Raw genomic sequence first — 13197 nt, forward strand, 5'->3', positions numbered from 1 at the left:
AGGAGTGGTGAGGCAATTGAAGTAATTGAACCGATGAAAAAAGCGCCGGCCCGAAGGATTTCCCTTCAGTACCGGCGCTTCTTCGTTGTAAGATGTGAGGTTGGTGTTTATATTACGAATTATGCATCGATATTTGCATACGTTGCATTCTCTTCAATGAATTCGCGGCGTGGTCCTACGTCTTCGCCCATTAACATAGAGAATACGTAGTCGGCTTCTGCTGCGTTTTCAATATTGATCTGTTTCAGCATACGGTTTTCGGGATCCATGGTTGTTTCCCACAACTGCTGGGCGTTCATCTCACCCAAACCTTTATAGCGTTGTGTGTGTACCGCATTTTCCGAACCGCCACCGTAAGTGTCGATAAACTTCTGGCGTTGTGCATCTGTCCAGCAATACTCTTCTACTTTACCTTTTTTGCAAAGGTAGAGTGGGGGAGTGGCAATATACAGATATCCGTTCTGTATGATTTGCGGCATGTACCGGAAGAAGAAAGTCATGATCAGTGTGTCGATGTGTGAACCATCGACATCGGCATCGGTCATGATGATAATTTTATTATAACGCAACTTCGCGATGTTTGCTTCCTTACTGTCTTCTTCAGTGCCGATAGTAACACCTAAAGCGGTGTATATATTGCGTATTTCTTCACTTTCAAGCGCTTTGTGATACATTGCTTTCTCTACGTTCAGAATCTTACCGCGTAACGGAAGGATGGCCTGGAATGCACGGTTACGACCTTGTTTGGCTGTACCGCCTGCTGAATCTCCCTCGACGAGGAACAATTCGCACTTTTGCGGGTCTTTATCCGAACAGTCAGCCAGTTTTCCCGGTAGTCCGCCTCCTGACATGGGAGATTTACGCTGTACCATTTCGCGTGCTTTACGTGCAGCGTGGCGGGCAGTGGCAGCCAGAATCACCTTGTCTACAATGGCTTTTGCTTCTTTCGGGTGTTCTTCCAGATAATAGTTCAGCACTTCACCTACAGCCTGGTCGACAGCACCCATCACTTCGTTGTTTCCCAACTTGGTTTTAGTCTGTCCTTCAAATTGAGGTTCAGCAACTTTTACAGAGATCACGGCTGTAAGTCCTTCACGGAAGTCATCACCGGAGATTTCTATTTTGACCTTTTCCAGCATTTTGCTGTCTTCTGCATACTTTTTCAGTGTACGGGTCAGGGCACGGCGGAAACCTGCCAGATGCGTACCACCTTCTATTGTATTGATATTATTGACATACGAGTGGATATTCTCAGAGAATCCGGTATTATACATGATAGCTACCTCGATGGGGATGTTCTGCTTCTCTGTGTTCAAATAGATCACATCGTTAATCAAGTGTTCGCGTGATGATTCTATGAAGCGTACGAACTCTCTTAAACCTTCTTCCGAGTAGAAAGTTTCGTGTTTGAAGCTACCGTCTTCGTTTATTACACGTCGGTCTGTCAGTGAGATGCGTAATCCCGCATTCAAGTAAGCCAGTTCACGTAAGCGTGAAGCCAGAATCTTGTAGTCATAGACTGTTTCAGTAAAGATAGTGTCATCGGGCCAGAATTGCTGTTTGGTTCCTGTATGGTCGGCTGTTCCTACTTCTTTGACTGCATAAAGGGGCTTGCCGATTTCGTATTCCTGCTGGTAAATTTTACCGTTACGGAATACCTGGGTGGTCATGTGTGTAGACAATGCATTCACACAGGACATACCTACACCGTGAAGACCTCCGGATACTTTGTACGAACCTTTATCGAACTTACCTCCGGCATGCAGTACGGTCATGGCAACTTCAAGGGCAGATTTCTGCTCTTTTTCGTGGAAATCTACAGGGATACCACGACCATTATCCTGTACAGTGATAGAGTTGTCTTCGTTGATAATTACTTCGATATGGTCGCAATAACCGGCCAATGCTTCGTCGATAGAGTTGTCGACAATTTCATATACCAAGTGATGAAGTCCCTTTACGCTGATGTCACCAATGTACATCGCAGGGCGTTTTCTAACTGCTTCAAGTCCTTCCAATACTTGGATACTATCTGCTGAATAAGACCCGTTATTGGTGGGATTCTGTTCTTCGCTCATAATTTGATTCCTAATTATAATAACAGAGCAAATATAGTGAAAATATCTGAGTTAGAGAAGAATGAAGAGTGAAAAAAGAAGAATTAAAAATAAACTCGACCGGGTAATGGAAAGCATGAAAAGCCGAACTAAAAAGTCCGGCTTCTAATATTGTATAGAGTCTGTTATATATCTTATCTCTTAAGCAAGCTTATTGATGTAAATGGCCAACTTAGATTTCAGATTGTTAGCTTTATTCTTATGAATAACGTTTGTCTTAGCTAACTTGTCTACCATCTTAATGATGCCCGGATACATAGCAGTTGCTTCTGCTTTGTCAGTAGTTGAACGAAGTTTTCTAACAGCATTTCTCATGGTTTTACCATGATATCTGTTACGAAGTCTTCTGGTTTCTTCTTGTCTGATTCTCTTGATTGATGATTTATGATTTGCCATCTCGACTAATCTGTTTTAATTCGTTTATTTTTTTAATTGTAGCCCGTGGGGGAATCGAACCCCCCTTTCAAGAATGAAAATCTTGCGTCCTAACCGATAGACGAACGGGCCATCCTGTTTTGAGCATTTCTGCTCTTTTTTGTTTCGCTTTGCTTTCGTTCTGTATCGTTGTTTCCCGATTGCGAGTGCAAAGGTAGGGCTTTTTTTAAAACTACCAAACTATTCGCAGAAAAATTTTCTGATTATTTTTGATGGTTTTTCGCTTTTGTTTAGGCTATGTATTGATAATCAATTTCTTATTTGCTGTTTTATTTTCTGGCGAAAGAATGATTTTTTTTGAGATAGTAGTATTCGATTGTCTATTTCCTCTTTTTTTGTAGCTTTGTTACCGGAAAGAAAAGTTAGAGTTATGTTGCAAAAAACGGTTGGAATCGTTCTTCATGTATTAAAGTATAACGATACATCGAATATCGTAGAGATGTATACTGAGTTGTCAGGGCGTGCATCCTTTTTGGTCACTGTGCCTCGTTCTAAGAAGGCTACTGTCAAATCGGTGCCGTTTCAACCATTGGCTTTAATCGAATTTGAGGCGGATTACAGACCGAATACTTCACTTTTTAGAATTAAGGAAGCCAAATCTTTCAGTCCCTTTGCTTCTATTCCCTATGATCCTTTTAAATCGGCTATCGCTCTTTTTCTCGCTGAATTTCTTTATCGTGCCATTCGTGAGGAGGCTGAGAACCGTCCATTGTTTGCCTATTTACAACATTCTATATTATGGTTGGATACCTGCAAGATCAGTTTTGCTAATTTCCATCTGGTATTTCTGATGCGTCTTTCACGCTTTTTGGGGCTGTACCCCAACCTGGACGATTATCATGCGGGTGACTATTTTGATATGTTGAATGCCACTTTTACGTCCGTTCGTCCTCAACTGCATTCTTCTTATATACAGCCCGATGAAGCCGGACGGTTGTTGCAGTTGATGCGTATGAATTATGAAACCATGCATCTTTTTGGAATGAACCGCACGGAAAGAGCCCGTTGTCTGGCTATTATTAATGAATATTACCGGTTGCATCTTCCCGATTTTCCTATACTGAAGTCACTGGATGTATTGAAGGAGCTGTTTGATTAGTGCTTCATGCATATTGGAGGGATATATATTATAGACAAGCCATAAACAAAATACCCCGGATGCGAGTCTGACTTGCATCCGGGGGTAGAAAGTATTTTTGTTTTGAGACTTATCCCAATAACTCTTTTACTTTAGCTGAGATTGCGCGTCCTTCGGCCAATCCTGCCAGTTTTTTAGAAGCGACTCCCATTACTTTTCCCATGTCTTTGCCGCTGGTGGCACCTACTTCAGCAATAATTTCTTTCAGTGCGGCTTCCAATTCTTCGGCACTCATCTGCTTAGGCAGGTAAGTTTCCATAACTTGCACCTGAGCCAATTCTGCATCAGCTAAGTCCTGACGACCTTGTCCTATATATATTTCTGCGGCATCCTTACCTTGTTTTACCAGTTTTTGCACGATTTTCAGTGCATCTGCATCTGTAAGGGTGTCATTAGCTCCCGGAGCTGTTTTAGCTTCCAAAAAGAACTTTTTTACATTTCTTAGGGTTTCGAGAGCTACTTTATCTTTCGCTTTCATTGCGTTTTTAATGTCTTCGCTGACTCTTTCGAATAAATCCATGATGTTATTATGATTTAACGATTTACGGTTTACAATTGGTAAATCCGGGTTAATGATTCGGTATTTTACTTTAATTAAAATGTGATAACTCCACTGTCATCTATAGCCTCTTCTGTTGCTATCTCTTCTTCCAGTGCGGCCTTTGCTTTGATTTTACCCAAAGTTGTTTTGTCACGTAAGTAAGTAGGAGAGTCCTCTACCATGGCGATGATGTCATCGTTATCCAGGTCTTCCGGATTGAAGAGATAGATATGCCGGCGTTTACGCAGATTGCGTGTTCCGATTCCACTGGCACTTTCACCGTATGCTTTGCGGATGCGCTCTTTGTTCTTCTCCTTCTCTTCTTCCAGTTGCAACTGTCGCTCTTCTTCTTCCTGACTGCGTTTTTCGTGCAGGTCGTCCATGCCCGGTACGTCTTCTACACCGAAACCGGTAGCCAATACGGTGATTTTTACTTTCGTATCCAGTGAGTTGTCCATAGCCACACCCCAGATCACTTCCACACCTTCGCGGAATTTGCTCATGAACTCGTGTACTTCGTTCATTTCTTCCATCATCAATTCGGAAGCAGGACAGAAGGAGACGTTCAGCATTACCTTCTTGGCGTTGAAAATATCATTATTATTGAGCAAAGGTGAATGCAGTGCATCGTCTATTGCTTTGGTTACACGGTTTTCTCCTTCGCCGAATCCGGTACTCATGATGGCTACGCCGCCATCCTTGAGAATCGTTTTCACATCTGCAAAGTCCAGGTTGACCGTACCTCGCATGGTGATAATTTCGGCTATGCTCTTGGCTGCGATTGATAACGTATCATCTGCCTTGCCGAATGCATTCATAAAAGTCAGGTCGGAGTAGATTTCACGTAGGCGTTCATTGTTGATCACCAGCAAAGCATCTACGTGTTGTGCGATGCGTTCTACACCGTCCAGAGCCTGAATAATTTTCTTTTCGCCTTCAAAAATGAAAGGGATGGTAACGATTCCGACAGTCAGGATGTCCATCTCTTTAGCGATACGGGCGATGACGGGAGCGGCTCCGGTTCCGGTTCCTCCACCCATTCCGGCAGTGATAAATACCATTTTGGTGCCATCGTTCAGCAGAGTTTTGATGTCTTCGATGCTCTCTTCGGCAGCATCACGTGCACGCTCCGGACGGTTTCCGGCACCGAGTCCTTGCGTGATGGAACGTCCCAGTTGCAGTTTGACCGGTACAGGAGACTCAGCCAATGCCTGGTTGTCGGTATTGCAGAGAACGAATGTTACGTCGTGTATGCCTTCCCGGTACATGTGGTTGACGGCGTTACCTCCACCACCTCCTACACCAATCACTTTGATGATTTTCGGTGAATCTGTAGGGAAATCGAATTGTACTATCTCGTCCATATTATATTGTATTATGAATTATCACTTTATTTCATATCTTCGTCAGAGAAAATTTCATTAGAGAGTTTGTCGAAAGTCGATTTAAACCAGTTAGGTTTATTTCTTCTCTCTTCTTCCCTTCTTTTCTTCTCTTCCAGTTTGCGTTGCTTTTCTTCTTCTTTCCGCTTTTTCTCTTCTTCTTCTTTCTTCTTCTTGGCAGCGCGGGCAGCGGCTTCCTGTTCCTTCAGACTTTCGTCTTCTTCAAACATGTTCACCGGTTCGGGCTGGGGCTGAGGTTGTATATGCGGCTGTGGAGCGGGTGTCTCCAATAAACAACAATTTTCGTTGCCTGCAATAAGCAGTCCGAATAAGGTGTTTTGTGTACCGTCTTTCTTCACAACGTCTTCGTCTGCATGGATGGTATTGCGTACGAAACGTGCGTTTCTCACCTTCTCTATTTTACTCCGTTTACGTAGAACCTCGTCCAGGTCTTTCAGGTTGGCGGCCCCTCCGGTGATGATGAGTCCGGCCAGAAGTTTGTCGTCATATCCCGAAAGTTGAATCTGATTCCATACGTTCGCGATAATCTCTTCGGTACGTGCCTCGATGATATTATTCAGTTTAGCTAACTCTATCGTTCTATTTCCGTCTTCCAATTGGCAAGTAGCAGGTTCTTCGCCTTCTTCCTCTTCGTAGAAAGCATTGCCATATCTGATTTTCAGGCGTTCGGCCTCTTCTTCTTCCATCTGAAGGGAGACGAGGTCATGGGTAATACTGTTTCCTCCTAATGGCAGCACAGTGAGGAAGCGGAGGATATTATTCTTATAAATGGAAATGGTAGATGTGTCGGCACCAAAGTCGATCAGTGCGCAGCCGGAGCGTCTTTCACTTTCCGTCAGTACTGCATCGGCAGTGACCAGAGGTGAGATCAATAGGTCTGCTATTTCTATTTTAGCCTGTTCGAAGCAGCGTTCCAGATTTTTCTTGAGCGAAGCACGTGCTACAATATTCAGAAAACGTCCTTCAATGTGGCTTCCGGCTACACCGACAGGGTCGGCTTGAAGATTGTTTCCTATTTTGTATTCTTGCGGAGCAACGTCCAGTATATCCATATCGATCAGTGGTATCTCGAGGTTCTCATCACAGATTGAGTCGACCAGTTCCTGAGAAATAATGGTTTCTTCTTCAAGATCGCGACTTACCACATTGCGCACCGTACGGAGCGATTGTCCGCCGATACCCACATAGATCTTGGCAATTGAGTTATTGAGAGCCCCCTCCAGTTTATTGATGATTGAAGTCAGGCTTTGTGCTGTTTTATCCAGATTATAGATCACTCCTTTCCGGATGAAAGAAGACGAATCCTCCCTGGCATAAGCTAATACCTGTATACTTCCATCACTATTCTTCTTTCCGGCTATGCCGGCTATCTTCGATGAACCCAGTTCAATAGCGGCGATAAAATCTGTTGTTGCCATATAAAATCTTATTTTATTCCCTTTCGTATTATAGACTTATCTCTTTAACACAAAGGTACGTTTAGCTGTTTACAAATTATTGTTTCTTTTTTGTGCAGATAATCTGATTTCCAAATTCCAGGCTGATACGCGAATATTTATTCCATCCCACCTGGTTGAGTCCTTTTTCGTAAAAGGTCTTCAAGCGTTTCAGTTTATCTTCAAAATGTTCCAGTTTACCCAAATAGATAATATGATTGCCTACCCGGGGGACCAATTCGATTTCTTTTCCGGGCAGCACGTTAATCTGTACAATCTGGGCTTCCCAGAACGGATTGTTTTGCAAAAATACACCAAACTTATATAAATCCTTCATTGCAAACGACTTTTCTACATTTCCGGTGACAATTGCCCGGTGTGCTACGCATTTTGCATCGGGCGGCATCATTTTTCCTTTGTTATCCAAATAGTAGTTTTCACCGTTGCTGCTCATGATGTGGAGAATCGGTACGCGTTGGGTTACTTCCACACAAATTTTGCCGTTTGGCGTTTTATAGCATTGAGCTTCATTGATGAGTGGATGTTTATCCAACTCTTTTTCTAATGTTTTGGTGTGTACCCGGTCCATTTTCTTTCCAACGGGATAAATGCCTTTCTTCTGCAGGATGGCAGCCACCTCGTTCTTGGTAACGAAGCCGGCATTGAGTGTATCCTTGATCACTAATTCCATGTCACGGCATACCTGATGGGCAGGTTTGTCGTTGAACACTGTCACAGCTGCTACAAGGTAGGCTATGAGAAGTAACATGACGATGGTCAGAAGAATTCTTTTTATCATAAGGAAATTTATTGTTTTGACGATTTACAAATTAATTGTCCGAAGGAACCATTCTTCGGGACAATAAGTCACAAATACCCGGAACATAGTTGTCTATGTCTCCTGCTCCCAATGTAATTAATACTTCGATATGTTTTGCTTTCAGTACATCGAGTATTTCTTCTTTCTTGCACATGCTTTTTTCAATACCCGGACGTAGGTTGTCATATATCAGTCGGCTGCTTACTCCCGGAATAGGTTGCTCGCGCGCCGGATAGATATCTACCAGTATCACTTCATCGAGTAAAGACAGACTGTCGGCAAAATCTTTGTAGAAGTCGCGGGTACGGGTATAGAGGTGTGGCTGAAAAACCGCAGTGATCTTTTTGTCCCGGTACAACTCACGCATGGACATCACGCTTTGTTTAATCTCGGATGGATGATGTGCGTAGTCACTCAGGAATACAATCCGGTTATTCTTGATTTTAAAGTCGAACCGGCGGTCCACACCCCGGAAACTGGCCATTCCCTGTTTGATCTCTTCAGGTGTGACTCCGTTAAGGTGGGCAAGCGCCATCGCAGCGACACCATTCTCTATATTTATACTTACCGGTACTCCTAGCTGAATGTTGTCGATACGAATGTCAGGCCCTACGAAGTCAATGAAGATTTCTCCGTTTCCGATGCGAATGTTCTCAGCATGAAAGTCTCCCTCGTCACGTGAGTAAGTATATATCTTCACTCCCTCTTTCACTTTCGGCTGTAGGGAAATGCCTTTGCGGATAATCAGTGCTCCTCCGGGCTGAATCAGTGTGGTGTAGTGTTCAAAGCTTTCCAGATAAGCCTGTTCGGTGCCATAAATATCCAGATGATCCGGATCGGTTGCGGTAATGACAGACATATAAGGAGACAACCAATGGAATGAACGGTCAAATTCGTCTGCTTCAATCACCGTATAAGGGCTGGTTGAAGAGAGTAGCAGATTCGTTCCGTAATTTTTGGAAATACCTCCCAGAAAAGCAGTACAACCTACATGTGACTGATGAAACAAGTGGGCCGTCATCGTTGAGGTAGTGGTTTTACCATGTGTGCCGGCTACACAAAGTCCTTTGCTGGAACGGGTAATGGTGCCCAGTACTTGTGCACGTTTCTGTATTTCGAATCCATTATCACGGAAGTAAGTTAATTCGGCATGTTCCTGAGGTACGGCAGGGGTCAGGACTACCAATGTGGTAGCTTTGTCTTTGCAAGCCTCCGGTATGAGATCGATATTCTCTTCGTAATGGATCTGTGCTCCTTCTTCTATAAGATGTTGAGTCAGTTCACTGGGAGTACGGTCATAGCCTGCCACTACTTTTCCTTTAGAAAGAAAATAGCGGACGAGGGCACTCATTCCGATACCGCCTGCCCCGACAAAATATACAGATTGAATCGTTTCTATATTCATGATTGTTGCGCTAATTTTATAACTTCTTTTGCAATAACGACAGCGGAATCCGGTAAAGCCAGGTGTGCAATGTTTTCACTGAGTTCGCTCAGCTTCTCGGCATTGGCGATCGTTTCCAGTGCTACCGGTAATAGCTTGTTTTCTGCTTCCGCATCCTTTACGTAGATGGCTGCTTGTTTATTCACCAAAGCCAAAGCATTTTTGGTCTGATGGTCTTCTGCCACATTAGGGGACGGAACCAGGATAACGGGCTTATTCAGCAGGCAGAACTCGGAAATAGACCCTGCACCGGCACGTGAAATAACCAGGTCGGCAGCAGCATAAGCGGCAGCCATATCTTTGATGAAGTCCGTTACAAACAGATTGGGTATCTCTCCCGCTGCTTTTACAGCTTCTGTCACTTGTTGATGATAAATCTTTCCCGTTTGCCAGATGAACTGCACGTCTGTAGTCCGGCGAATCAGTTGCAGTCCCGCAATCAATGTGTTATTGATGGTGCGTGCGCCCAGGCTTCCACCCAAAATCAGAATGGTCTTCTTTTCCGGATTCAGCCCGAAAGAACGAATAGCCTGTTCACGTTCCGGTTTTTCCGCCAGCAGATTCTGACGTACCGGGTTACCTGTCATAATGATTTTATTGGCAGGAAAGAATTTCTCCATTCCGTCATACGCCACACAAATTCTTCGTGCTTTCTGTGCCAATAGTTTATTGGTTACTCCGGCGTATGAATTCTGCTCTTGTATTAAAGTAGGTACTCCCATCATTCCCGCCATTTTTAAAGTAGGACCGCTTGCATATCCTCCTACTCCTACTGCTACCTGGGGGCGGAACTGCCGGATAATGTTTCGTGCTTTCCATTGGCTGCGTACCAATTTTAATAATACGGCGACATTTTTCCACAGATGTTTACGATCGAATCCTGCTACAGGCAATCCGATAATCTGATAGCCTGCATCCGGTACTCGTTGCATTTCCATTCTGCCTTCGGCTCCTACAAACAGGATTTGTGCATCGGGACGTAACTCTTTTATGGCGTTTGCAATGGATACGGCCGGAAAGATATGCCCTCCGGTACCACCACCGCTGATGATGACTCTTAAGGCATCACCCTGTCCTTCTTTATTATTTTCTTTATTCATATTACTCTTCAAATTTAGCATCACTGTTTAAAACCTCTGCCGTAGGTTCGGCCGCAGTCTGTGCCTCGCTTGCAATCGCCTCATTTCCTTCACTCTGGGTGAGCAGAGGAGCAGGATTTTCTTTTTTCTCTTCCAGATAAGCGGTATAGCGGCTGACACTCAGTATCATGCCGATGTAGGCACAGTTGATCAGTGTACTTGTACCTCCTTTACTGATAAGCGGTAAAGGTTGTCCTGTTACAGGAAACAGTCCGACGGCTACCATCATGTTCAATATGGCTTGTGATACCAACATCAAGGCAATGCCCATGACAAGGAATGCCGGGAATGTACGTTCGCACTTTTGGGCGATTCGGCCTGTCCGGACCAATAGCCAGATGTAGAGTATGACTACAAAGGCGCCTCCTACCAGCCCCAACTCTTCAATGATAATGGCAAAGATGAAATCGGAGAATGCCTGGCTCAGGAAGTCACGCTGAATGGAATTTCCCGGTGCCTTACCTATCACGTTACTGGTAGCGATGGCAATGCGTGCATGAGCTATCTGGGCATCTTTGTCAATATCGAATTTGGCTGCCGGAACTTCTTCTTTCTCCGTAAAGTTGGTAATACGACTTTTCCAAGTGTCAAACCGATGGAGGAACGGGATGTCGGTATCCTTCGGTATAGCCAGCAGAAATACTGCTCCCAGACAGCCAACCAATGCCAGACCGCCCAATAACATGGCTAACTTCTTGAATGCAACACGTCCAATGAACATCATCAATACTACTACTCCGAACAACAGCATAGCTGTCGAAAGGTTTTCAGGAGCGATAAGCATACATACCAGTCCGGTCAGTATCATGATATACTTAAAAGCTTTCGGATTGGCCCCTTCATCATCCTGCTTTTTGGATAGAATGAAAGAAACCGCGATGATTACTGCCATCTTGGCCAGTTCTGAAGGCTGGAATTGTAGCCCCATAAAACTCATCCAGCGGGCGGCTCCGTTCACACGGTCACCTGTGATGACTCCCATCAAAGTTACGAAAGCCAGCAATACTACCGAAATAGGGTAGAGGAAAACCGGAAACACCTGAAACCATTTATAAGGGATGTTGTGCATCAGGACCACTACGACCGCACCTACCATCAGGATGATGGAATGTTGTGTGATGGGTCCCCAGTGGTCGCCACTTTTATAAGTCAGCGTACTGGCAGCACTAAACACCTCTATGATAGAGATGAGGCAGAGGCAAAGGAAAATAATCCAGATTACCTTATCACCTTTGAATATGTTCTTTAATAGATCCACTGCTTTAAGTTTTTAGCTCTTCGGAGCCTGAACCTTTTATGGCTCAGGACTTTGATTTTTATAATTCTCTTACATACTTCTTAAACTGTTCGCCACGGTCTTCATAGCTCTTGAAAAGGTCAAAGGAGGCGCAACATGGACTCAACAATACTGTTTCTCCCTTTTTCGCCAGCTTGTAAGCTGCTTCTACGGCATCCTTCATGCCGGTCTGTACTTCGGCTACAGGGAGTCCGAGACGGTCGAAAAACTCATGAAGCTTTTCGTTGTGCAATCCCAGGTAGACCAGTGCCGAGCATTTCTCCCGTACCAGTTCTTCTATTTCCGTATAATCGTTTCCCTTGTCTTTTCCTCCGAGAATCAATACCGTTTTAGTAGTCATACTCTGCAAGGCATACCAGCAAGAGTTTACATTGGTTGCTTTGGAGTCATTGATAAAATCAATGCCACGTACGCGTGCCACCTTCTCCAGGCGGTGTTCTACCCCCTGAAAGTCACTGAGCGCTTTCCTTATATCTTCTTTGGTGATACCGGCAAGGTTGGCGGAGATACCGGCGGCTAAAGAGTTATAAAGATTGTGTTGGCCGGTCAGGGCCAACTGTTCCTGTTCCATATTGAAAGCGATCGGTTCGGTAATTACTACTTCATGGTCTTCCACATAGGCGATAGATCCTTCTTCTTTGATTGCCGAGAATGGATACAGGTGGGCACGAATGCCATGTTTGTCCAGTTCACGTTTGATGATAGGGTCATCGTTCCAGAAGATAAACGCGTCTTCCGAAGTCTGATTCTGCGTAATACGAAACTTTGCGTTAATATAGTTCTGCATACAATGGTCGTACCGGTCCAGATGGTCCGGCGTAATGTTCATCAATACAGCGATATCGGCACGGAAGTTATACATGTTATCCAACTGGAATGAACTCAATTCGATTACATAATAATCATGTTTCTCTTCGGCCACTTGCAATGCCAGGCTTTTACCGATGTTTCCGGCAAGTCCCACATTTAGTCCTGCGCTTTTAAAAATGTGATAGATAAGCGAGGTTGTGGTCGTCTTTCCGTTCGAGCCGGTGATACAGATCATTTTGGCATCGGTGTATCTGCCGGCAAATTCTATTTCCGAGATGATAGGTGTGCCCTGTTCTCTCAATTTCAGAATCAGTGGGGCGTCATTAGGAATTCCGGGGCTTTTCACAACTTCGTCAGCATTCAAAATCAGTTCTTCTGTGTGTCGGCCTTCTTCCCAGGCAATGCCATGGCCGTCAAGGAGAGTTTTATACTTATCCTTGATAGCAGACATATCTGATACGAAAGTATCGAATCCTTTTACTTTGGCCAGAACGGCTGCTCCCGCACCGCTTTCACCGGCTCCTAATACTACAATTCTTTTCATGATTTTTAGGTTTCGATTTATCAACCGGAATTTGTCGATCCGTCGATAGATCTTTTTCTTTATGCTACAAGTT

At 44.2% G+C, this 13197-nt stretch carries 11 protein-coding genes and 1 tRNA gene; 1 reads left to right on the forward strand and 11 read right to left on the reverse strand.

Annotated elements, in window-relative coordinates; translation table 11 throughout:
• Nucleotides 1-119: 119 nt before the first annotated feature.
• The 3 genes from gyrB to FDF36_RS13115 all read right to left on the reverse strand — a co-directional run bounded on the left by gyrB (nt 120) and on the right by FDF36_RS13115 (nt 2624).
• Entirely contained in the window at nt 120-2078 is a 1959-nt protein-coding gene (gene gyrB / locus FDF36_RS13105) for a DNA topoisomerase (ATP-hydrolyzing) subunit B (protein ID WP_220391609.1), read from the reverse strand.
• 180 nt (nt 2079-2258) lie between these two features.
• Complete coding sequence (rpsT, locus tag FDF36_RS13110) at nt 2259-2513, reverse strand: 30S ribosomal protein S20 (protein ID WP_220391610.1); 255 nt, start codon at nt 2511-2513, stop codon at nt 2259-2261.
• Between the two features lie 39 nt (nt 2514-2552).
• Nucleotides 2553-2624: transfer RNA gene (locus tag FDF36_RS13115), tRNA-Glu, on the reverse strand.
• Nucleotides 2625-2922: 298 nt separating this feature from the next.
• Here FDF36_RS13115 and recO point away from each other — a divergent pair.
• Entirely contained in the window at nt 2923-3651 is a 729-nt protein-coding gene (gene recO / locus FDF36_RS13120; RefSeq protein ID WP_220391611.1) for a DNA repair protein RecO, read from the forward strand.
• Between the two features lie 109 nt (nt 3652-3760).
• Here the strand turns inward: recO and FDF36_RS13125 are convergent, their stop codons facing one another.
• The 8 genes from FDF36_RS13125 to murD all read right to left on the reverse strand — a co-directional run bounded on the left by FDF36_RS13125 (nt 3761) and on the right by murD (nt 13124).
• Complete coding sequence (locus FDF36_RS13125) at nt 3761-4210, reverse strand: GatB/YqeY domain-containing protein (protein ID WP_005783995.1); 450 nt, start codon at nt 4208-4210, stop codon at nt 3761-3763.
• Nucleotides 4211-4284: 74 nt separating this feature from the next.
• On the reverse strand, nt 4285-5595 hold the full coding sequence (gene ftsZ / locus FDF36_RS13130) for a cell division protein FtsZ (RefSeq protein WP_220391612.1): 1311 nt from the start codon (nt 5593-5595) through the stop codon (nt 4285-4287).
• 26 nt (nt 5596-5621) lie between these two features.
• Nucleotides 5622-7052 carry a cell division protein FtsA gene (gene ftsA, locus FDF36_RS13135; RefSeq protein ID WP_220391613.1) on the reverse strand — a complete coding sequence of 477 codons (1431 nt, stop codon included), beginning with the start codon at nt 7050-7052 and terminating at the stop codon, nt 5622-5624.
• 76 nt (nt 7053-7128) lie between these two features.
• The gene (locus tag FDF36_RS13140) at nt 7129-7869 is read right to left on the reverse strand and encodes a cell division protein FtsQ/DivIB (RefSeq protein ID WP_005784001.1); all 741 of its coding nucleotides are present in this window, start codon (nt 7867-7869) and stop codon (nt 7129-7131) included.
• A gap of 31 nt (nt 7870-7900) precedes the next feature.
• Nucleotides 7901-9295: a UDP-N-acetylmuramate--L-alanine ligase gene (gene murC / locus FDF36_RS13145; protein ID WP_005813788.1), complete on the reverse strand. Its 1395-nt coding sequence runs from the start codon at nt 9293-9295 to the stop codon at nt 7901-7903.
• Nucleotides 9292-10434 carry an undecaprenyldiphospho-muramoylpentapeptide beta-N-acetylglucosaminyltransferase gene (gene murG / locus FDF36_RS13150; RefSeq protein ID WP_005784003.1) on the reverse strand — a complete coding sequence of 381 codons (1143 nt, stop codon included), beginning with the start codon at nt 10432-10434 and terminating at the stop codon, nt 9292-9294. Before murG ends, murC begins: the two co-directional genes overlap by 4 nt.
• Before the next feature lies 1 nt (nt 10435).
• Entirely contained in the window at nt 10436-11731 is a 1296-nt protein-coding gene (locus FDF36_RS13155; protein WP_005784004.1) for an FtsW/RodA/SpoVE family cell cycle protein, read from the reverse strand.
• Between the two features lie 58 nt (nt 11732-11789).
• Nucleotides 11790-13124 carry a UDP-N-acetylmuramoyl-L-alanine--D-glutamate ligase gene (gene murD / locus FDF36_RS13160; RefSeq protein ID WP_005801874.1) on the reverse strand — a complete coding sequence of 445 codons (1335 nt, stop codon included), beginning with the start codon at nt 13122-13124 and terminating at the stop codon, nt 11790-11792.
• Between the last annotated feature and the right edge of the window lie 73 nt (nt 13125-13197).

The sequence above is a fragment of the Bacteroides fragilis genome (assembly GCF_019583405.1).
Classification (GTDB): domain Bacteria; phylum Bacteroidota; class Bacteroidia; order Bacteroidales; family Bacteroidaceae; genus Bacteroides; species Bacteroides fragilis_B.

Bases quoted from the DNA above. Each gene is read 5' to 3' on its own strand.
- gyrB (WP_220391609.1), bottom strand. From the start codon at position 2,078: ATGAGCGAAGAACAGAATCCCACCAATAACGGGTCTTATTCAGCAGAT.
- rpsT (WP_220391610.1), bottom strand. From the start codon at position 2,513: ATGGCAAATCATAAATCATCAATCAAGAGAATCAGACAAGAAGAAACC.
- recO (WP_220391611.1), top strand. From the start codon at position 2,923: ATGTTGCAAAAAACGGTTGGAATCGTTCTTCATGTATTAAAGTATAAC.
- FDF36_RS13125 (WP_005783995.1), bottom strand. From the start codon at position 4,210: ATGGATTTATTCGAAAGAGTCAGCGAAGACATTAAAAACGCAATGAAA.
- ftsZ (WP_220391612.1), bottom strand. From the start codon at position 5,595: ATGGACGAGATAGTACAATTCGATTTCCCTACAGATTCACCGAAAATC.
- ftsA (WP_220391613.1), bottom strand. From the start codon at position 7,052: ATGGCAACAACAGATTTTATCGCCGCTATTGAACTGGGTTCATCGAAG.
- FDF36_RS13140 (WP_005784001.1), bottom strand. From the start codon at position 7,869: ATGATAAAAAGAATTCTTCTGACCATCGTCATGTTACTTCTCATAGCC.
- murC (WP_005813788.1), bottom strand. From the start codon at position 9,295: ATGAATATAGAAACGATTCAATCTGTATATTTTGTCGGGGCAGGCGGT.
- murG (WP_005784003.1), bottom strand. From the start codon at position 10,434: ATGAATAAAGAAAATAATAAAGAAGGACAGGGTGATGCCTTAAGAGTC.
- murD (WP_005801874.1), bottom strand. From the start codon at position 13,124: ATGAAAAGAATTGTAGTATTAGGAGCCGGTGAAAGCGGTGCGGGAGCA.